Source organism: Mesorhizobium sp. BR1-1-4 (assembly GCF_020165375.1).
GTDB lineage: Bacteria > Pseudomonadota > Alphaproteobacteria > Rhizobiales > Rhizobiaceae > Mesorhizobium > Mesorhizobium australicum.
Window position 1 is genome coordinate 1 of record NZ_JAIUIB010000020.1, and the last position, 21,049, is coordinate 21,049.

At 62.1% G+C, this 21,049-nt stretch carries 16 protein-coding genes, 1 tRNA gene and 2 pseudogenes; 2 read left to right on the plus strand and 17 right to left on the minus strand.

What is annotated here, in order from left to right; genetic code table 11:
* The 4 genes and pseudogenes from LB571_RS28540 to rpsL form a co-directional block, all read right to left on the minus strand.
* A pseudogene (locus tag LB571_RS28540) lies at nt 1-77 on the minus strand (elongation factor Tu); the annotation flags it as partial.
* Between the two features lie 66 nt (nt 78-143).
* Nucleotides 144-2,234 (minus strand): elongation factor G, encoded by a 2,091-nt coding sequence (gene fusA / locus LB571_RS28545; protein WP_023775351.1) that lies wholly within the window; start codon nt 2,232-2,234, stop codon nt 144-146.
* A gap of 29 nt (nt 2,235-2,263) precedes the next feature.
* Nucleotides 2,264-2,734, minus strand: coding sequence for a 30S ribosomal protein S7 (gene rpsG, locus LB571_RS28550; protein WP_008875664.1), 471 nt, complete (start codon nt 2,732-2,734; stop codon nt 2,264-2,266).
* A gap of 74 nt (nt 2,735-2,808) precedes the next feature.
* Nucleotides 2,809-3,180 carry a 30S ribosomal protein S12 gene (gene rpsL / locus LB571_RS28555; protein ID WP_006333356.1) on the minus strand — a complete coding sequence of 124 codons (372 nt, stop codon included), beginning with the start codon at nt 3,178-3,180 and terminating at the stop codon, nt 2,809-2,811.
* A gap of 473 nt (nt 3,181-3,653) precedes the next feature.
* Between rpsL and LB571_RS28560 the strand changes: the two genes are divergently transcribed.
* On the plus strand, nt 3,654-3,935 hold the full coding sequence (locus LB571_RS28560; protein WP_015317988.1) for a hypothetical protein: 282 nt from the start codon (nt 3,654-3,656) through the stop codon (nt 3,933-3,935).
* Nucleotides 3,936-4,089: 154 nt separating this feature from the next.
* Nucleotides 4,090-5,013: a Gfo/Idh/MocA family protein gene (locus LB571_RS28565; protein ID WP_224599721.1), complete on the plus strand. Its 924-nt coding sequence runs from the start codon at nt 4,090-4,092 to the stop codon at nt 5,011-5,013.
* A gap of 21 nt (nt 5,014-5,034) precedes the next feature.
* Here the strand turns inward: LB571_RS28565 and LB571_RS28570 are convergent, their stop codons facing one another.
* The 13 genes and pseudogenes from LB571_RS28570 to LB571_RS28630 all read right to left on the minus strand — a co-directional run.
* Entirely contained in the window at nt 5,035-5,700 is a 666-nt protein-coding gene (locus LB571_RS28570; protein ID WP_224599717.1) for an O-methyltransferase, read from the minus strand.
* Between the two features lie 82 nt (nt 5,701-5,782).
* On the minus strand, nt 5,783-9,979 hold the full coding sequence (rpoC, locus tag LB571_RS28575; RefSeq protein WP_015317991.1) for a DNA-directed RNA polymerase subunit beta': 4,197 nt from the start codon (nt 9,977-9,979) through the stop codon (nt 5,783-5,785).
* A gap of 152 nt (nt 9,980-10,131) precedes the next feature.
* Nucleotides 10,132-14,268, minus strand: coding sequence for a DNA-directed RNA polymerase subunit beta (gene rpoB, locus LB571_RS28580; protein WP_015317992.1), 4,137 nt, complete (start codon nt 14,266-14,268; stop codon nt 10,132-10,134).
* A 267-nt stretch (nt 14,269-14,535) separates the two neighbouring features.
* Nucleotides 14,536-14,913, minus strand: a complete 378-nt coding sequence (gene rplL, locus LB571_RS28585) for a 50S ribosomal protein L7/L12 (RefSeq protein ID WP_015317993.1) — start codon at nt 14,911-14,913, stop codon at nt 14,536-14,538.
* A 54-nt stretch (nt 14,914-14,967) separates the two neighbouring features.
* The gene (gene rplJ, locus LB571_RS28590; protein WP_015317994.1) at nt 14,968-15,486 is read right to left on the minus strand and encodes a 50S ribosomal protein L10; all 519 of its coding nucleotides are present in this window, start codon (nt 15,484-15,486) and stop codon (nt 14,968-14,970) included.
* 407 nt (nt 15,487-15,893) lie between these two features.
* Nucleotides 15,894-16,592, minus strand: a complete 699-nt coding sequence (gene rplA / locus LB571_RS28595) for a 50S ribosomal protein L1 (protein ID WP_023775355.1) — start codon at nt 16,590-16,592, stop codon at nt 15,894-15,896.
* A gap of 4 nt (nt 16,593-16,596) precedes the next feature.
* The gene (gene rplK, locus LB571_RS28600) at nt 16,597-17,025 is read right to left on the minus strand and encodes a 50S ribosomal protein L11 (protein ID WP_010909262.1); all 429 of its coding nucleotides are present in this window, start codon (nt 17,023-17,025) and stop codon (nt 16,597-16,599) included.
* Nucleotides 17,026-17,200: 175 nt separating this feature from the next.
* Nucleotides 17,201-17,728, minus strand: coding sequence for a transcription termination/antitermination protein NusG (nusG, locus tag LB571_RS28605; protein WP_224599719.1), 528 nt, complete (start codon nt 17,726-17,728; stop codon nt 17,201-17,203).
* Between the two features lie 27 nt (nt 17,729-17,755).
* Nucleotides 17,756-17,959: a preprotein translocase subunit SecE gene (gene secE / locus LB571_RS28610; RefSeq protein WP_013531408.1), complete on the minus strand. Its 204-nt coding sequence runs from the start codon at nt 17,957-17,959 to the stop codon at nt 17,756-17,758.
* A gap of 359 nt (nt 17,960-18,318) precedes the next feature.
* Nucleotides 18,319-18,394, minus strand: a tRNA-Trp gene (locus LB571_RS28615).
* Between the two features lie 191 nt (nt 18,395-18,585).
* The gene (locus LB571_RS28620) at nt 18,586-19,068 is read right to left on the minus strand and encodes a group II truncated hemoglobin (RefSeq protein ID WP_140720536.1); all 483 of its coding nucleotides are present in this window, start codon (nt 19,066-19,068) and stop codon (nt 18,586-18,588) included.
* Nucleotides 19,069-19,165: 97 nt separating this feature from the next.
* Complete coding sequence (locus LB571_RS28625; protein ID WP_263484969.1) at nt 19,166-20,683, minus strand: hypothetical protein; 1,518 nt, start codon at nt 20,681-20,683, stop codon at nt 19,166-19,168.
* A gap of 290 nt (nt 20,684-20,973) precedes the next feature.
* Nucleotides 20,974-21,049, minus strand: a pseudogene (locus LB571_RS28630) (elongation factor Tu); the annotation flags it as partial.

Here is a 21,049-nt window from a genome sequence, read left to right on the forward strand (position 1 = left end):
GTCTTGCCATGGTCGACGTGACCAATCGTGCCGATGTTCACATGAGGCTTGGTGCGCTCGAATTTACCTTTTGCCATGTGATGTCTCCAATCCTGCTCGCCCGTGAGGGCCTTGATTTAAGTTACTGCTGCAACCCGTCGGGGCTACGCGTATTTCTTCTGGACTTCCTGGGCGACCGCGGTCGGCACAGGCTCGTAGTGATCGAACTGCATCGTGTAGGCCGCGCGGCCCTGGCTCATCGAGCGCAGGTTGTCGACATACTTGAACATGTTGGCGAGCGGCACCATCGCGTTGATAACCACCGCGACGCCACGTGCTTCCTGGCCCTGGATCTGACCGCGACGGCCGTTCAGGTCACCGATGACGCTGCCGACGTAATCTTCCGGCGTGACGACCTCGACCTTCATGATCGGCTCGAGCAGCTGTACGCCGAGCTTGGGCGCGGCTTCACGGAAGCAGGCACGGCCGGCGATTTCGAAGGCGAGCACCGAGGAGTCGACGTCGTGGTATGCGCCGTCGATGAGCGTCGCCTTGACGCCGATCATCGGGAAGCCCGCGAACGGACCCGACGACATGACGCTGTTGATGCCCTTTTCGACACCCGGGATGTATTCCTTCGGAACCGCACCGCCGACGATCTTGGTATCGAACTCGAACTCGGGGCTTTCCGGGTTCGGCTCGAACAGGATCTTGACGCGGGCGAACTGACCGGTACCGCCGGTCTGCTTCTTGTGCGTGTAGTCCTGCTCGTGCTTGCGGGTGATCGTTTCGCGGTAAGCCACCTGCGGCGCACCGACGTTGGCTTCGACCTTGAACTCGCGGCGCATGCGGTCGACGATGATGTCGAGATGCAGCTCGCCCATGCCGGAAATGATGGTCTGGCCGGATTCTTCGTCGGTCTTGACGCGGAAGGAGGGATCCTCGGCGGCCAGGCGATGAAGGGCGAGGCCCATCTTTTCCTGGTCGTTCTTGGTCTTCGGCTCGATGGCGATCTGGATGACCGGATCGGGGAATTCCATGCGCTCGAGGATGACCGGGTGCAGCGGATCGCTCAGCGTATCGCCGGTGGTGGTGTCCTTGAGGCCGGCCAGGGCGACGATGTCGCCGGCAAAAGCCTCTTCGACGTCGGCGCGCGAGTTCGCATGCATCTGAAGCATGCGGCCAATGCGCTCCTTCTTGCCCTTCACGGTGTTGTCAACCGAGATGCCCTTGGTGAGCTTGCCCGAATAGATGCGGGCAAAGGTCAACGAACCGACGAACGGGTCGTTCATGATCTTGAAGGCGAGCATCGAAAGCGGCTCGCTGTCGTCGGCGTGACGCTCGATCTCGGCATCGGTCTTGGCATCGACGCCCTTGATGGCCGGAACATCGGCCGGCGACGGCAGGTATTCGACGACGGCGTCGAGCAGCGGCTGCACGCCCTTGTTCTTGAAGGCCGAGCCGCAGAACATCGGGTAGAACTTCACCGCGATGGTGCCCTTGCGGATCAGCGCGCGGATCTCGTCATTCGACGGCATCTTGCCTTCGAGGTAATTCTCAAGCGCCGTCTCGTCCATTTCGACGGCGGCTTCGATCATCTTCTCGCGATATTCTTCCGCACGAGCCTGAAGGTCGGCCGGGATCTCGACGACGTCCCAGGCAGCGCCCAGCGTCTCGTCGCGCCAGACCAGTGCGTTCATCTCGACCAGGTCGACGACGCCCTTGAATTCGGTCTCGGCGCCGATCGGCAGCTGCATGACGACGGCATGCGCGCCGAGGCGCGAACCGATCATTTCGACCGAGCGGTAGAAGTCGGCGCCAATCTTGTCCATCTTGTTGCAGAAGATCATGCGCGGAACGCGGTACTTGTCCGCCTGGCGCCAGACGGTTTCCGTCTGCGGCTCGACACCGGCATTGGCATCGAGCAGCGCAATGGCGCCGTCAAGCACGCGCAGCGAACGCTCGACTTCGATGGTGAAGTCGACGTGTCCAGGGGTGTCGATGATGTTGAAGCGGTGCATCTTGCCGTCACGAGCCTTCCAGAAGGTCGTGGTCGCGGCGGACGTGATGGTGATGCCGCGCTCCTGCTCCTGCTCCATCCAATCCATGGTGGCAGCGCCGTCGTGCACTTCGCCGATCTTGTGCGACTTGCCCGTGTAATAGAGGACGCGCTCGGTGGTCGTCGTCTTGCCGGCGTCAATATGCGCCATGATACCGAAATTGCGGTAGTCTTCGATTTTGTATTCGCGGGCCATCGTAGCTGCCTCTCAGTCTCGTTCGCGCTTTACCAGCGGTAGTGCGCGAAAGCGCGGTTGGCTTCTGCCATCTTGTGGGTGTCTTCACGCTTCTTCACGGCGGTGCCGCGGTTGTTGGCCGCGTCCATCAGCTCGCCGGAGAGGCGGTCGACCATGGTGGTCTCGTTGCGGTTGCGGGCCGCGGCGATCAGCCAACGGATCGCCAGCGCCTGGCGGCGCTCGGGGCGCACGTCGACCGGAACCTGGTAGGTGGCGCCGCCGACGCGACGCGAACGCACTTCCACATGCGGCGCGACATTGTCGAGCGCCTGATGGAAGACGGTGACCGGCTCCTGCTTGGTCTTCGACTGGACCTGGTCCAGCGCGCCGTAGACGATGGTCTCGGCAACCGACTTCTTGCCGTCATACATGACGGCATTCATGAACTTGGTGACGATCAGATCGCCGAACTTGGGATCCGGGTTGATCTCACGCTTTTCTGCACTGTGACGACGCGACATGGCTTTTGTCTCTCAATCTCGTAGCCCGGCACATTCAAGCAGCACCAAGGCCGAAAAATCTTACTTCGGACGCCTTACTTCGGACGCTTGGCGCCGTACTTCGAACGGCGCTGCTTGCGGTTCTTCACACCCTGCGTGTCGAGCACGCCGCGGATGATGTGGTAGCGCACGCCCGGAAGATCCTTGACGCGGCCGCCGCGGATCATGACCACGGAGTGCTCCTGAAGGTTGTGACCTTCGCCGGGGATGTAACCGATCACTTCAAAACCATTGGTCAGGCGGATCTTGGCCACCTTGCGCAGCGCCGAGTTCGGCTTCTTCGGCGTCGTTGTATAGACGCGCGTGCAGACGCCCCGCTTCTGCGGGTTCTGCTGCATGGCCGGGACCTTGTTGCGCTTCACCGGCGCAATGCGCGGCTTGCGGATCAGCTGGTTGACGGTAGGCATTAAACCCTCTTGTCTCTCAATTCCGTGTCTCGTGCCGGTCAAGGCTCGCTCAAAGCGTCATTTCCATACGCAAATTCGGGCCACAAACCGCGCCTCGCGGTCTTGCCCGAACAAATCGCAGAGGAAGCGGAAACCGCTTCGTGCACGCCGGAAATGTCTTTTCGCTCGTAAAACGAACCCTGTTTGAGGCAAACTCCAAAGCGTGTCGCTTCGGAAGGGAGAGCCTCACATCGGTTCTGACTGGGCGGCTTCTACTCGTAAGCCCGCGAACCGTCAAGCCCGCAGTGGCAAATATTGCATCGAAGCCGGGACTTGGCAGCCATGCGAAAACCGCATGTAATTTTCTTTCGCGATTTTGCAATACCGAGGAAGAAAGTGACCGGCTTCTGGCTTTTGCGCGCCCTTTCTCTATGCGAAAAGGCGGCCTGAGCACTCAACATCCCCTCGCCCGCGCTTGTCAGGAGGAATCGGCCGTGAACGACAACGAAGAACGCCCGGTCACCATCATCACCGGCCGGGTGTGGAAGCGCAAAGGCGGCAAGGTGGAAGGCGTGCATGTCATGCTGGTCGCTCCTGATGACGATTCGGCGGTGCGACGCGCCCTCGAATCGCTGGCGGCGGAAGGCTATGCCGAAGCCGAGCTCGACCAGATCGGCGATATGGACGGGGTGCCCGACGACGAGCCGCATCTGTCGGCCTACCAGGGCGCGCTCGAAGGCGAAGTGTCGATCGTCACCTTCGACGCGCCGATCTGATCATGGCGTGTCATGGGCGCGGTGTCCTTCCTTGCCCTCCTTGCCGTGACGCGATTCGTTCGGATAGCCGGCACGGCCGACGCTTGCCCGTCATGGCCGATCTGCTAAGAGACGCGCAGTCGTCCAAACCCGGCGGAGCCTCATGTCCTCATCCATATCGCCCATAAGAATCGGCATTGTCGGCGTCGGCAAGATCGTCCGCGACCAACACCTTCCCGCCCTGGCCAAGGATCGGGATTACCAGCTGATCGCGGCGGCCAGCCGGCACGGCAAGGTCGATGGCATTGTGAATTTCCCCGACATCGAGACGATGCTTGGCGCGGTCCCCGAACTCGATGCAGTGTCGCTGTGCATGCCGCCGCAGTTCCGCTATGAAGCCGCGCGCAAGGCGCTCGAGGCTGGGAAGCACGTTTTCCTGGAAAAGCCGCCCGGTGCCACGGTCAGCGAGGTCGAGGACCTGAAGGCGCTCGCGGCAAAACAAGGCGTCTCACTGTTCGCAAGCTGGCATTCGCGCTACGCGCCGGCGGTCGAAGCGGCGCGGACATTCCTCGCTTCGACCAAAATCAAATCGGCGGCGATCGTCTGGAAGGAAGATGTGCGCCGCTGGCACCCAAACCAGGACTGGATCTGGCAGCCTGGCGGCTTCGGCGTCTTCGATCCTGGCATCAACGCGCTGTCGATCGCAACCTACATCCTGCCGGCCATGTACATCACTTCGGCCGTGCTCGACTTTCCGGCGAACCGTGACGCGCCGATCGCGGCCCAGGTCGCGTTCCGGGCAGCGAACGGATCGGATGTGACGATGGATCTCGACTGGTTGCAGACCGGACCGCAGAGCTGGGACATCCTGGCCGATACGGATGCCGGACAGATGGTGCTCTCGGGTGGCGGCTCGAAGCTCGCCGTCGATGGCAATATCGTACACGAGGAGCCGGAAGCGGAATATCCGATGCTCTACCGGCGCTTCGCCGAAATCGTGCACGCCGAGACGTCAGATGTGGACCTTGCGCCGCTCCAGCACGTTGCCGACGCCTTCATGCTCGGCAAGCGCAACGTGGTCGAGGCGTTTTTCGACTGAGGTCGCCGGACCGCCTCGGCATCAATCGACAATCGCAATCGCAAACCCGTCATAGCCCTTGGCGCCCACCGTCTGGATGGCGGTGCCGTCCAGCCGTTTGTCGCCACCGATGAATGAAAATGCCGCGCGGGCGCCCTCGACATTGGCATCGCGTCCATCTTCATCCAGAACGGCACCATCGCGGATGACGTTGTCGCAGACGATAACCGTTCCTGACCGCGACAGCCGCAAGGCCCAGGCCAGATAGTTCGGGTTGTTCGGCTTGTCCGCGTCGATGAAGATGAGATCGAACGGGCCGGCATTCTCGCCGCCCAGTTCTGTGAGCGACTGGAGCGCCGAACCGACACGCAGTTCCACACGGTCCGCAACCCCTGCCCGCTCGAAATTCGAACGCGCGACCTTGGCATGGTGCGGATCGAGTTCGAGTGTCACGACCTTGCCGTCAGCAGGCAATCCCCGCGCCATCCAGATGGTCGAATAGCCACCCAGCGTGCCGATCTCGAGCACCTTCTTCGCGCCGCTGATGCGCACCAGCAGCGAGAGCAGCTTTCCTTGCGCCGCCGAGACGTCGATCGCCGGCAGGCCCTGGCGGCGGTTGGCCGCCAGAACCGCGTCGAGAACGGGATCCGCCTCGAAGAGAGAAGAAACGATGTAGTCATCGACAGCCGTCCAGGTCTTCGTGTTCATCCGCTTTCCTCCGATCGCAAAAACGAAAAAGCCGCCGGGTTGCCCCGACGGCTTCTGTTGCCTGAGATTTTTGCCGCCGCGCCTACTGCGCGGCGGTTGTCATGTCCGCCAGCATCGGCTCGGCGACTTCCACACCGGAGGCCTTGCGGCGCTCGTCGATGATCAGTTCGTCGCGCGAGGTGGCGATGCGCCGGATCTGGCTCATCGTGCCGCCGGTACCGGCGGGGATCAGCCGGCCGACGATGACGTTTTCCTTCAAGCCCTGCAGCATGTCGGTCTTGCCGGCAACCGCGGCTTCCGTCAGCACCCTGGTCGTCTCCTGGAAGGAGGCGGCCGAGATGAAGGACGGCGTCTGCAGCGATGCCTTGGTGATGCCCAAGAGCACCGGCTGGCCTTCGGCCGGCTTCTTGCCGTCCTCGACCAGGCGCTCGTTGACCTCTTCCAGTTCGATCACGTCGACGTGGTCGCCCGGGATATAGGTCGAGTCGCCCTGCACCGTGATCTCGACCTTCTGCAGCATCTGGCGAACGATCACCTCGATGTGCTTGTCGTTGATCGAGACGCCCTGCAGGCGGTAGACTTCCTGGATCTCGTTGACGAGGTAGGAAGCAAGTGCCTCCACGCCCTTGATCGCCAGGATGTCGTGCGGCGCCGGGTTGCCGTCGAGGATGTAGTCGCCCTTCTCGATGACGTCGCCGTCCTGGAGATGGAACGGCTTGCCCTTCGGGATCAGGTACTCGACCGGCTCGAGCGTCGAGTCATGCGGCTCGATGATAATACGGCGCTTGTTCTTGTAGTCGCGGCCGAAGCGGATCGTGCCATCGATCTCGGCGATGATGGCGTGATCCTTCGGACGACGTGCCTCGAACAGTTCGGCAACACGCGGCAGACCGCCGGTGATGTCCTTGGTCTTGGCGCTTTCCATCGGGATACGCGCCAGCACATCGCCGGGGCGAACCTGAGCACCCGGCTCGACCGAGAGAATGGCCTCGACCGAGAGCAGGAAGCGGGCGTCGCCACCCTTCGACAGCTTGCCGACCTTGCCCTTGGTGTCCAGGATGGCAATCGCGGGCTTGAGGTCGTTGCCACGCGGCGTCGAACGCCAGTCGATGACCTCACGCTTGGTGATGCCGGTCGACTCGTCGGCCGTTTCCTGAACGGAAATGCCGTCGACCAGATCCTCATACGACACCTTGCCCTCGATTTCAGTGAGGACAGGACGGGTATAGGGATCCCACTCGGCGATACGCTGACCGCGCTTCACCTTGTCGCCATCGTCCACGAAGATGCGCGAACCATAGGTGACACGGTGCGTGGCGCGCTCCTTGCCGGCTTCGTCGAGGATCAGCACCGCCATGTTGCGGCCCATGACCATCTGCTGGCCGTCCGAGTTGCGCACCACGTTGCGGTTGCGGATCTCGACCTTGCCCTCATAGGAGGCTTCAAGGAACGAGCTATCCACCACCTGCGCCGTACCGCCCATGTGGAAGGTACGCATGGTGAGCTGCGTGCCCGGCTCGCCGATCGACTGCGCCGCGATCACGCCGACGGCTTCGCCCTGGTTGACCGGGGTGCCGCGGGCCAGATCGCGTCCGTAGCAGACCGCGCAGACGCCGATCCTGACTTCGCAGGTCAGGGCCGAGCGGATGCGGACCGACTGCACGCCGGCCTTTTCGATCTGCTCCACGTCACGCTCGTCCATCAGCGTTCCGGCCTTGACCAGAACCTCGCCCGACACCGGATGGGTGATGTCGTCGAGCGATGTACGGCCCAGTACGCGCTGGCCGACCGAAGCAACGACCTGACCGGCATCGACGATCGGCTGCATGGTGAGGCCCTTGTCGGTGCCGCAATCCACGGAGTTGACGATGCAGTCCTGCGCCACGTCGACCAGACGACGGGTGAGGTAACCCGAGTTCGCCGTCTTCAAGGCGGTATCGGCCAGACCCTTGCGGGCGCCGTGGGTCGAGTTGAAGTACTCGAGCACGGTCAGGCCTTCCTTGAAGTTCGAGATGATCGGCGTCTCGATGATTTCACCCGACGGCTTGGCCATCAGGCCGCGCATGCCAGCGAGTTGGCGCATCTGGGTGGGCGAGCCGCGCGCACCGGAGTGCGACATCATGTAGATCGAGTTCATCGGCTTCTGACGGCCGTTGTCCTCGAACTCGACCGCCTTGATGCGGGCCATCATTTCGTCGGCGACCTTTTCCGAGCACTTGGCCCAGGCGTCGACGACCTTATTGTACTTCTCGCCCTGCGTGATCAGGCCGTCATTGTACTGCTGCTCGTACTCCTTGGCCAAAGCCTCGGTGTCCGACACCAGCTTGATCTTGGTGTCCGGGATCAGCATGTCGTCCTTGCCGAACGAAATGCCGGCACGGCAGGCATGGGCAAAGCCGAGCGCCATGATGCGGTCGCAGAAAATGACCGTCTCCTTCTGACCGCAATGGCGGTAGACGGTGTCGATCATCTTGGAGATGTTCTTCTTGGTCATCTCCTGGTTGGCGGTCTCATAGGGCACGTTGACGTTCTTCGGCAGAAGCTCGCCAATGATCATGCGGCCAGGCGTGGTGTCATGGATCTTCGACACGACCTTTCCTTCGGCGTCGACCGTGCGGAAGCGGCCCTTGATCTTGGCGTGCAGGGTCACAGCCTTGGTCTCGAGCGCGTGCTGGAGTTCGCCCATGTCGGCAAACACCATGCCCTCGCCCGGCTCGTTCTGGTTGACGATCGAGAGGTAGTAGAGACCCAGGACCATGTCCTGCGACGGCACGATGATCGGCGCGCCGGAAGCCGGGTGCAGGATGTTGTTGGTCGACATCATCAGCACGCGGGCTTCCAACTGCGCTTCCAGCGACAGCGGCACGTGAACGGCCATCTGGTCGCCGTCGAAGTCGGCGTTGAAGGCCGTGCAGACCAGCGGGTGAAGCTGGATCGCCTTGCCTTCGATCAGGATCGGCTCGAACGCCTGGATGCCCAGGCGGTGCAGCGTCGGCGCGCGGTTGAGCAGCACCGGATGCTCGCGGATGACCTCATCGAGGATATCCCAGACTTCCGGACGCTCCTTCTCGACCAGCTTCTTGGCCTGCTTGACGGTCGAGGAGTAACCCTTGGCGTCGAGACGGGCGTAGATGAAGGGCTTGAACAGTTCGAGCGCCATCTTCTTCGGCAGGCCGCACTGGTGCAGCTTGAGCTCCGGACCGGTGACGATAACCGAGCGTCCGGAATAGTCGACGCGCTTGCCGAGCAGGTTCTGACGGAACCGGCCCTGCTTGCCCTTGAGCATGTCGGACAGCGACTTCAGCGGACGCTTGTTGGCGCCGGTGATGACGCGGCCGCGACGGCCGTTGTCGAACAGCGCATCGACGGCTTCCTGCAGCATGCGCTTTTCATTGCGCACGATAATGCCCGGCGCCCGCAGCTCGATCAGCCGCTTCAGGCGGTTGTTGCGGTTGATGACGCGGCGGTAGAGATCGTTCAGATCGGACGTCGCGAAACGACCGCCGTCCAGCGGGACGAGCGGGCGCAGGTCCGGCGGGATCACCGGAACCACCTTCATGATCATCCATTCCGGACGGTTGCCGGATTCCATGAAGTTCTCGACGACCTTGAGCCGCTTCAGATACTTTTTCTGCTTCAGCTCGGACGTGGTCGATGCCAGTTCCGAACGCAGGTCGCCGGCGATCTTCTCCAGGTCCATGCCGGCCAGAAGGTCATGAATGGCCTCGGCGCCGATCATGGCGGTGAAACTATCCTCGCCATATTCGTCGACGGCGATCATGTACTCTTCCTCGCTGAGCAGCTGGTGCTCCTTCAGCGCGGTGAGGCCAGGCTCGGTGACGATGTAGTTCTCGAAGTAGAGGACGCGCTCGATGTCCTTCAGCGTCATGTCGAGCAGCGTGCCGATGCGCGAGGGCAGCGACTTCAGGAACCAGATGTGAGCGACGGGAGCCGCCAGCTCGATATGGCCCATGCGCTCGCGGCGGACGCGCGACAGCGTGACTTCGACGCCGCACTTCTCGCAGATCACGCCCTTGTACTTCATGCGCTTGTACTTGCCGCACAGGCATTCATAGTCCTTGATCGGGCCAAAAATGCGCGCGCAGAACAGACCGTCACGCTCCGGCTTGAAGGTGCGGTAGTTAATGGTCTCCGGCTTTTTGATCTCGCCGAACGACCAGGACAGAATCTTCTCAGGGCTGGCAAGCGAAATCCGGATGGAATCGAACACCTGCGCAGGCGCCTGCGGATTGAAGAGATTCATGACCTCTTGGTTCATGCCGTTCTCCTTTTCGGGGTCCTCGAAAACCCCTTGCATCTAACGCGGGCCGAATGCCCGCTGAGTGGTCGGCCCACCGGCCGAAGAATTGGTGCATCCGGTCGCGAGAGCCCTCTCCCGCGCCCGGATGTCTTATTTACTCGGCCGCGCCCCTATTCGGCAGCATCGGGCAGCCGGATCGGGTTGTCGTCGAGCTTGGTGTTCTCGAGCTCGACATTGAGGCCGAGAGACCGCATTTCCTTGACGAGCACGTTGAAGCTCTCGGGAATGCCTGCCTCGAACGTGTCGTCGCCACGCACGATCGCCTCGTAGACCTTGGTGCGGCCGGCGACGTCGTCCGACTTCACCGTCAGCATTTCCTGCAGCGTGTAAGCGGCGCCGTAGGCTTCCAGTGCCCAGACCTCCATCTCGCCGAAGCGCTGGCCGCCGAACTGCGCCTTGCCGCCCAGCGGCTGCTGGGTGACGAGCGAGTACGGACCGATCGAACGCGCGTGGATCTTGTCGTCCACGAGGTGGTGAAGCTTGAGCATGTAGATATAGCCCATCGTCACCTTGCGATCGAACGGCTCGCCGGTGCGTCCGTCATAGAGCTGCGACTGACCGCTGGTGTGCAGGCCCGCCTGCTCCAGCATGATGTTGATGTCAGCCTCATGCGCGCCGTCGAACACCGGGGTCGCGATGGAGACGCCGCGGCGCATCTGCTCGCTGAGGCGAACGATGCTCTCGTCGTCATATTCGCGAACCGGCTCGTTGCGGTCGTTGGCCGGCATGAAGCTCTCGAGCGTCTTGCGCAGCGGCTTGATGTCGCCGGCTGTCTTGTACGCATCGATAAGCTCGCCGATCTTCCTGCCCATGCCAGCGCAGGCCCAGCCCAGATGCGTTTCCAGGATCTGGCCGACATTCATGCGGCTCGGCACACCCAGCGGGTTGAGCACGATATCGGCATGCGTGCCGTCCTCGAGGAAAGGCATGTCCTCGACCGGAACGATACGCGACACGACACCCTTGTTGCCGTGACGGCCGGCCATCTTGTCGCCGGGCTGCATCTTGCGCTTCACCGCCACGAAGACCTTGACCATCTTCATGACGCCCGGAGGCATTTCGTCGCCGCGCTGCACCTTCTCGACCTTGTCCATGAAGCGCTGTTCGAGCGCCTTCTTGGAATCGTCGTACTGGCCACGCAGGGCTTCCAGTTCGCTCTGGAGCTTTTCGTTCTCCACCGCAAACTGCCACCACTGCGAACGCGGATACTCGTCGAGCGTGTCCTTGGACAGCGTCGAGCCCTTCTTGAAGCCCTTCGGTCCAGCGATCGCTTCCTTGCCGACGAGAACGTCGGAAAGACGCGCATAGACGTTACGGTCCAGAATGGCCTGCTCGTCGTCGCGATCCTTGGCGAGGCGTTCGATCTCCTCGCGCTCGATCGCCATGGCGCGCTCGTCCTTCTCCACACCGTGGCGATTGAACACGCGCACCTCGACGACGGTGCCGAAAGTGCCCGGAGGCATGCGCATCGAAGTGTCGCGCACGTCGGAAGCCTTTTCGCCGAAGATGGCGCGCAGAAGCTTCTCTTCCGGCGTCATCGGGCTCTCGCCCTTCGGCGTGATCTTGCCGACCAGGATGTCGCCCGGCTGCACTTCCGCACCGATATAGACGATGCCGGCTTCGTCGAGGTTCTTCAGCGCTTCTTCCGAGACGTTTGGAATATCGCGCGTGATTTCCTCCGGACCGAGCTTGGTATCGCGCGCCATGACCTCGAACTCCTCGATGTGGATCGAGGTGAAGACGTCGTCGGCCACGATACGCTCGGAGAGCAGGATCGAGTCCTCGTAGTTGTAGCCGTTCCACGGCATGAACGCGACCAGCACGTTGCGGCCGAGCGCCAGATCACCAAGCTCGGTCGACGGACCGTCGGCGATGATGTCGCCCTTGTTGACCCGGTCACCCATGCGCACCAGCGGACGCTGGTTGATGCAGGTGTTCTGGTTCGAGCGCTGGAACTTCATCAGCCGGTAGATGTCGACGCCGGACTTGCCCGGATCGAGATCCTCGGTGGCGCGGATAACGATACGCGTCGCGTCCACCTGGTCGACGATGCCGCCACGACGCGCGCCGATGGCGGCGCCCGAGTCACGGGCGACGATCGGCTCCATGCCGGTACCGACGAACGGCGCCTCGGCGCGCACCAGCGGCACGGCCTGGCGCTGCATGTTCGAGCCCATCAGAGCGCGGTTGGCGTCGTCGTTCTCGAGGAACGGGATGAGCGCCGCGGCAACAGACACCATCTGCTTGGGCGACACGTCCATCAGGTCGACGTTTTCGCGCGGCGCCATCATCACTTCGCCGGCGCTGCGGCAAATGACGAACTCGTCGACGAAGCCGCCATTCTTGTCGAGCTCGGCGTTGGCCTGCGCGACATGGTGCTTGGCCTCTTCCATCGCCGAGAGATAGACGACGTCATTGGTCAACTTGCCGTCGACGATCTTGCGGTACGGGCTTTCGATGAAGCCGTACTTGTTGACGCGCGCGAAGGTCGCCAGCGAGTTGATCAGACCGATATTCGGGCCTTCCGGCGTCTCGATCGGGCAGATACGGCCGTAATGCGTCGGGTGCACGTCGCGCACTTCGAAGCCGGCACGCTCGCGGGTCAGACCGCCCGGTCCAAGCGCCGAGAGACGACGCTTGTGGGTGATCTCCGACAGCGGGTTGGTCTGGTCCATGAACTGCGACAGCTGCGAGGAACCGAAGAACTCGCGCACGGCGGCGGCCGCCGGCTTGGCGTTGATCAGGTCCTGCGGCATGACCGTGTCGATCTCGATCGAGGACATGCGTTCCTTGATCGCGCGCTCCATGCGCAGCAGGCCGACGCGGTACTGGTTCTCCATCAGCTCGCCGACCGAACGCACGCGGCGGTTGCCGAGATTGTCGATGTCGTCGATCTCGCCCTTGCCATCACGCAGTTCGACCAGCGTCCTGACCACGGCCAGGATGTCGTCCTTGCGCAGCACGCGCACGGTGTCCTCGGCCTTGAGCTCGAGGCGCATGTTCATCTTGACGCGGCCGACGGCGGACAGGTCGTAGCGCTCGCTGTCGAAGAACAGCGAGTTGAACATGGCTTCGGCGGTCTCGAGCGTCGGCGGCTCGCCCGGGCGCATGACACGGTAGATGTCGAACAGCGCGTCCTGGCGGCTCTCGTTCTTGTCGACGGCGAGCGTGTTGCGGATATAGGCGCCGACATTGACATGGTCGATGTCGAGGACCTGGATCTCCTGCTCGCCGGTGCCGAGCAGCACCTTGAGCGTCTTGTCGTCGATCTCGTCGCCGGCCTCGAGGAAAATCTCGCCGGTGGCGTAGTTGACGATGTCCTCGGCCAGGTAGTTGCCGAGCAGATCCTCGTCGGTCGCCTTGATCGCCTTGAGACCCTTTTCGCCGAGCTGGCGTGCCTGGCGAGCGGTGATCTTCTTGCCCGCCTCGACGACGATCTCGCCGGTGTCGGCATCGACCAGGTCGCCGACGGCCTTGAGGCCGCGGAAACGCTCGACGTTGAAGGGAATGCGCCAATGGTCGCCGGCGCGCTTGTAGGTGATCTTGTTGTAGAAGGTCGACAGGATCTCCTCGCCGTCCATGCCGAGCGCCATCAGCAGCGACGTCACCGGAATCTTGCGGCGACGGTCGATGCGGGCGTGCACGACGTCCTTGGAATCGAACTCGATGTCGAGCCACGAGCCACGATAGGGGATCACACGGGCGGCAAACAGAAGCTTGCCCGACGAGTGCGACTTGCCCTTGTCGTGGTCGAAGAAGACGCCCGGCGAGCGGTGCATCTGCGAGACGATCACGCGCTCGGTGCCATTGACGATAAAGGTGCCGTTCAAGGTCATGAGCGGCATGTCGCCCATGTAGACGTCCTGCTCCTTGATGTCCTTGATCGACTTGGCACCGGTATCCTCGTCGATATCGAACACGATGAGGCGCAGCGTCACCTTCAGCGGCGCGGCATAGGTCAGGTCGCGCTGACGGCATTCGTCAACGTCGAATTTCGGTCCTTCGAACTCGTACTTCACGAACTCCAGCATGGAGGAGCCGGAAAAATCGGAGATCGGGAAGACCGACTTGAAAACAGCCTGCAGTCCTTCGTCGGGACGCCCGCCCTTGGGCTCGTCCACCATCAGGAACTGGTCATAGGATGCCTTCTGAACCTCGATAAGGTTCGGCATCTCCGCAACTTCCGGGATCTTCCCGAAGAACTTGCGTACGCGTCTGCGGCCATTGAAAGTCTGGGTCTGGGCCATCGTCGCTCCTTAGCTCTAAACTCGGGACGAACCTCGCCGCGGTTCGTCTTGCATACTGAGCCACCTGGGCGGCGGCTCTCTGTCTGTTCTCCGGCCGCCTCTCCAATTGCTTGGCGGGTTACCGGCTAAAACGGGAGAAAACCCGTTTCCTGAAGGCCGGTTTACGGCCCTCAGGAAAGAGGTTTTCGTACATCTCGCGTCACGCAGCCTCCCCTGGTCACCCAAGGGAGTGGCGGACGGCGCGAGGCCGCCCGCCGCTTTTTACGCTTACTTCAGGTCGACCTTGGCGCCGGCTGCTTCCAGCTGCGCCTTGAACTTGTCAGCGTCGGCCTTGGAAACGCCTTCCTTGACCGGCTTCGGAGCCGCTTCGACCAGGTCCTTGGCTTCCTTGAGGCCAAGACCGGTGATGGCGCGGACTTCCTTGATGACGTTGATCTTCTGAGCGCCGGCCTCGGTGAGAACGACGTCGAATTCCGTCTTTTCCTCGACCGGGGCAGCAGCAGCGGCAGCACCGCCAGCAGCGGCAACCGCCACCGGAGCAGCAGCCGAAACGCCCCACTTTTCTTCCAGAAGCTTCGACAGCTCAGCCGCCTCGAGGACGGTCAGCTTCGAAAGGTCGTCTACGATCTTTGCCAGATCAGCCATTGTTGTGTTCCTTCGTTAGGTTCGAACGTGTGTTTTTGATAGCGAGGAACGGCCTCATGCCGCCTCGTCCTTCCGGGCGTAAGCGCCGATGACGCGCGCGACCGAGGCCGCTGGCGCATTGACGATCTGGGCGATCCGGGTTGCCGGCGTGGCGATCATGCCAACCAGCCTGGCGCGCAGCTCATCGAGCGACGGAAGTGTGGCGAGTGCCTTCACACCGTCGGCGTTGAGCGAGGTGGTGCCCATTGCGCCGCCGAGAATGACGAGCTTGTCATTCCCCTTGGCGAAATCGGACGCGACCTTCGGCGCCGCAATCGGATCCTCCGAATAGGCGATCAGTGTCTGTCCCTTGAACAGCTCGATGATCGATGCGGAGTCCGTGCCCTGAAGAGCGATTTTGGCGAGACGGTTCTTCGCGACTTTAACGGTGCCACCGGCAGCGCGCATCTTCGACCGAAGGTCGTTCATTTGCGCGACGGTGATACCGGCATAGTGGGCCACGACGACTGAACCCGCGCCCGAAAACGCATCATTCAGGCCCGTGACGAGTTCGCGTTTTTCCGCTCTGTCCACTGCCTATCTCCAGTTGACCCCAGTCCTGCCAATGGGAACATTCCCATTTCGAGGACAGGCGTCGGGTTGCCTTTTGCCGGCCGGGCCATCCAGTAACGGATCTCCCGAACGACGCTCGAGGATCCTGCCCCCTTTCGCCACATCGACGGCAAAGCCGGCGATGCGCAGACAAAAGGCAAACACGGTTCGAACCTTTCATTGGAGCTTGTTGCTCCGTTGTCCGGTTTTCACCCGTCTCATGCAGGCCCACATGAATTAAGGCCCTCCTCTTGAATCAAGGTTCGGGCCGCCCGCAATCTCGGACAGGATGTCCGGAAGCCTTCCGGCTTCCGGTACCGGGCCCAGGATAAATCCAAGGCCCGGAATTCAGTCACGGATCAGCCTTCGAAAGGCCAATCCAAATCCAATCAGGACGCGGCGAGCGTCGAGACGTCGAGCTTGAGGCCCGGGCCCATCGTCGAGGTGACAGACACCTTCTTGACGTAGTTGCCCTTGGCGCCAGCCGGCTTTGCCTTGGTCACCGCATCGGCGAAGGCACGGACGTTCTCTTCCAGCGCCTTGACGTCGAAAGAGACCTTGCCGACACCGGCATGAACGATGCCGGCCTTCTCGACACGGAACTCGACCGCGCCGCCCTTCGAAGCCTTGACGGCCGCGGCGACATCGGTGGTGACGGTGCCGACCTTCGGGTTCGGCATCATGCCGCGCGGGCCGAGCACCTTACCGAGACGGCCGACGAGCGGCATCATGTCCGGCGTGGCGATGCAGCGATCGAAATCGATCGTGCCCTTCTGGACGATGTCGACCAGATCCTCGGCACCGACGATATCGGCACCGGCGGCCTTGGCCTCTTCGGCCTTGTCGCCACGGGCGAACACGGCGACACGGACCGAGCGGCCGGTGCCGTTCGGCAGGTTGACCACGCCGCGAACCATCTGATCGGCATGACGCGGGTCTACGCCGAGGTTCATGGCCACTTCGATGGTCTCGTCGAACTTGACCGAGGAACGATCCTTGAGCAGCTTCAGCGCATCACCGAGCGCGTAAGCCTTGTTGGGATCGATGCCTTCACGGGTCTTCGATACACGCTTTGCAATCTTTGCCATGATCTTAGCCCACCACTTCCAGACCCATCGAGCGGGCGGAGCCCTCGACCATGCGCATGGCCGCTTCGACGTCGTTCGCGTTCAGATCCTTCATCTTGGCGGTCGCGATTTCGCGAACCTTGTCGCGCGAAACCGTGCCAGCCTTGACCTTGCCCGGCTCCTTCGAGCCCGACTTCAGGTTCGCAGCCTTCTTCAGGAAGTAGCTCACCGGGGGCGTCTTCATGACGAAGGTGAACGACTTGTCCTGGTAATAGGTGATGACGACCGGAACCGGCGATCCCTTTTCCATTTCCTGGGTCTGCGCGTTGAACGCCTTGCAGAACTCCATGATGTTGATGCCACGCTGACCAAGTGCCGGGCCGATCGGGGGAGACGGCGTGGCCGATCCCGCGGAGACCTGGAGCTTGAGCTGGCCTGCAATTTTCTTAGCCATCTCTTTTCCTGCCTTTGTCTAATGCCGGCCCCACGATCTGGGAAACACCGGCGGTTGCAGTCTGGTGGTGCGGTTCTTGCGGCCGGCTAAAGCCGCCTTCGCCTCCCACCGTTCTCAAGCCACGCGTTGCCGCGCCGCCTCCCCTGATCGCCGGACCGGCATCAGGGATTTCGGATCAGCCCTTTTCGACCTGTCCGAATTCCAGATCGACGGGCACGGCGCGCCCGAAGATCGAAACTTCCACCTTGAGCCGCGCCCGCTCCTCGTCCACTTCCTGGACGAAACCGTTGAACGACGCGAAGGGACCATCCGAAACGCGGATCGCCTCGCCGATCTCGAAAGTGACCGAGGGCTTCGGCCGCTCGACGCCTTCCTGCACCTGGTTCAGGATGCGCTGGGCTTCGACCTCGGTGATCGGCACCGGCTTGGAGTCGCCGAGAAAACCTGTGACTTTCGGCGTGTTCTTGACCAGCGAGAACACGGCGTCGGTCAAGTTGGCCTTCAAGAGCACGTAGCCCGGGAAGAACTTGCGCTCGGCGTCGACCTTGCGGCCGCGACGAACCTCGACGACCTTCTCGGTCGGCACCACGATCTGCTCGATATCGGCGGACAGGCCCTTCTGCTTGGCCTTGTTCTCGATGTCCTCGGCGACCTTCTTCTCGAAGTTCGAATAGGCGTGGACGATGTACCAGCGCGTAGCCATTTTTTCGACTTCTCCTAATCGCCGGACTTAGCGTCCAATGCCCAGAATCTGCTCGACCGCGAGGCCCATGAGCTGATCGGCGGTGAAGAAGAAGATCATCGCAATCACAGCAAAGGCCAGAACCATGACCGTCGAGATCATCGTCTCGCGGCGCGACGGCCAAGTCACCTTGGCTGTCTCCGCGCGCACCTGCTGGAGAAAGACGAAAGGATTTGTGGTTTTCGAAGCCATATGCCGCCTGTCTTCAAGACCCGTTGGCCGGGTCCCCTGGATGATCCCGCTGGCCGGGACGTGCCGCCTGAGCCCAATCTCGCGCCGAATCAGCGCGATCATTTCGCCCATGCAAATCAGACGCGTAAAGCCGGCTTCCCAGCTCCACGCGTCGCGTGTCTGTTTCGTCTACATAAAACCGATTCTTGATCCACGCAAGTGGCAAGTGCCCGCTTTATGACCAAACGCCGCCTCGGAACCATCCAGTCGTTCCGTCCCGGCTATGGCGCCCTTATGCCCCAATCAGGCTAATATGGCAAGCGGCTCGCCGATTTTCAAAGGCTGGCCGCGAAATATCGTTTTGATGCCATCTTAGGAAATGGCACGGGCAGCAGGGCTCGAACCTACGACCTGCGGTTTTGGAGACCGCCGCTCTACCAACTGAGCTATGCCCGTACACGCGCGCTTCGGCGCAGGCGCTTCCTAAAAGCTTCCGCGCGCTCTGTAAAGAGCGGTTTGCAGGCAAACGTGCTTAACCCCTGCGCCAGAAATCGAGATGGTCGGCGACCAGCCCCTCGGCATCGATCTCCAGCTCCCGCCTGAAGTCGCTGGCGCGCGATTCATAGAGGTATCGCCGGCAGCCGAAGCTATTTTGCGTCCGGCACCCGGTACGGACCGCCAGGCACGCCCCAGCCCCAGGCCGGCATCGGTTCGGTCTCGGGATCGCAGGTCTCGCCGAGATTGGAATTCATCTTGGCCAGCCGCGATCCCCATTCGACGTAGCCCATGAATGCTGAACGGAATTCCGGATCGTCCGGCAGACCGACCTCATCCGCCGCGTCGGCGAGAAGATTGATCCAGCGGCGGCGCTGCTCCTCGGTCAAATGCTTGCCCAGATGATGCATGACCATTTCGCGGTGGCCGCCAAAGGTTTCGCTGTAGGTTTTCGGTCCGCCGAAGACCTCGCCGATGAAGGCCGCGACATGGGCGGGGTGGTCCGGCGACATGTGCTTGAACACCGGGCCAACGACCGGATCTCGTGCCACCTTGTCGTAGAAGGTTTGCGTCAGCCGGTTCAGCGCCTCGCCGCCTCCGGCCCATTCGTAGAGTGTCGGAACGTCCTGGCTCATTCTCGATCCTTCGCCGACCCCGCCGTCGCGACGATAGCGGAAATCGGATATGGCTCAACCTGCCTCGATGGGCAGTTCCCCCTGACATCCCCGTGCTCTACAGCCTGGCGGGCGCGTCGGCCTGTGCATTGGCGGCTGGCAGGCCCAGGCAATTGTCGGGCTTGGCAACAACCTTGCAAATCGTGGAGCCGGTCAGCGCGTCGACCGATTGCGGTCCCGTTGTCAGTCCAAGCTTGAGCATGGTGTCTGGGTCAAGTTCCCTCTCGGTCGGGCGTCGTTCGATTGTTGCGAACAGAGCGGGACTGATCGCCATCTCGTGGAGGTAGGCCTTGACCACCAGCTTCTGTCCCATCGGATACAGGCTGAGCCGCGCCCGGGGACCGACTAGCCGTCTGGCGCCGCCGGCGACCACTAACGCACAGGCGGAATCACACTCCACCCCCGCATCGATGCTCAATCCGGCATAGGCTCCTTCCGTGGCCAGGCAGTTCCACGCGCCGGGGTCACAGTCGACGAAATCGGTCCGGGCAACGGCGATGTCGAGCTTTCTTTCATGGATAAGCCGCCCCATTGCGAGAGCGCTGGGCAGGTCGCCTCCGCGTGAGCTGATGACGACAGGCAGCCGCCGATCGCCAAGCGTGGCCAGCAACTGCCGCAGCTTCCGCGGCGCCTGGTTCGTGATCGCGCCTTCGGCCGATATCCATTCCGGACAATCGGGATCGCACAGCGGATTGCTGCCGCGAACGACGACAAACCGCATGTCCCCGCCGGCCTTCGCGGTGTCCGGTTGAACGGCAGCCATGGGCCTGGCTGCGGCCAATGGCGTCGTCTTGCTTGCGGGTCCAGCTATTTGCCGGCAGTTCGTGGCCGGCTGGGCCAGGCCGCAGAGGCTTGCCGTGGTCAACAGATCCACTGCGTCCCGGCTGGTGACCAACTTCATCCTCACCATGTCGTCGAGGGGAATCTGACGAATCTCACTGGCCGGCGTGGCCTTCATGATTTCCAGTACGCCGTCTGCTATCCCCATTTCCTTCAGGTACGCCGAAAGCGTCTTCTCGACGGTCCTGCTCATTTCGTAGGTTTTGTAGCTGCCAGCGTTTTTGCGGCTGACCACCTTGGTGCTGATGATCTTCTTCCTGCCGTTCACGATCCGATACGTGGTCCGGTAGAGCAGCTTCTCCCGCTGGTATGTGGTGGTGATCTGGTGGACGCCGAGATAGCCGAAATCTCCAACGAAGCGGCGGACACCGCCGGAAAGCATTAGCGGACAGGCCGAATTGCACATGGCTCCGTCGTCATAGGCCGTACCGAAATAATCGGCACTCTTGCCCTTGTTGTCCCCGCAGTTTGTTTCCGGTCGGCAATCGGAAAAAACAGTCACGCCAACGGCGATATCGAGCTTGTTCTTGCGGATCATACGGCCGAGTGCCAACGCGGCCTCGACGTTACCGCCGGGCGAATTGACGACGACCGGCAATTGCCTTCCCTTGAGCGCCTTGAGCGTGCGCTTGAAGAGAGACGGCGTGCCCGCGTCGATGGTACCGTCCGCCGATATCCATTCAGGACAGTTGGGTTCGCATCCCGGAGCGTTGCTGCGCACGACGACGAAGCGCATGGGCGGGATGTCGAGAGGCCCATCCTCCGCTCGCGCTGTCAAAACGGGCAGAGCCATGGCGACGGCGAGGCAAACCAGTGCCCATAACCGCCATGCCTTCCCATCGAAACGGTGCCTTGGAACCACGGTCGGCAAAGCTCCCCTCAGCGCAACCTATACTAGTTGCAGCCATGGCGCTTGCAACAGCTTTGAAACAAACGCGCAATGCTTGCGTTGCGAGGCGTCTGAAACGAAAAAAGGCGGCCCGAAGACCGCCCTTTCGTTTTCGAGACCGGCAGCAGCCGGATCGATTACTCTTTGATGGTGACGACGATGCCGGCACCGACGGTGCGGCCGCCTTCACGGATGGCGAAGCGCAGCTTCTCT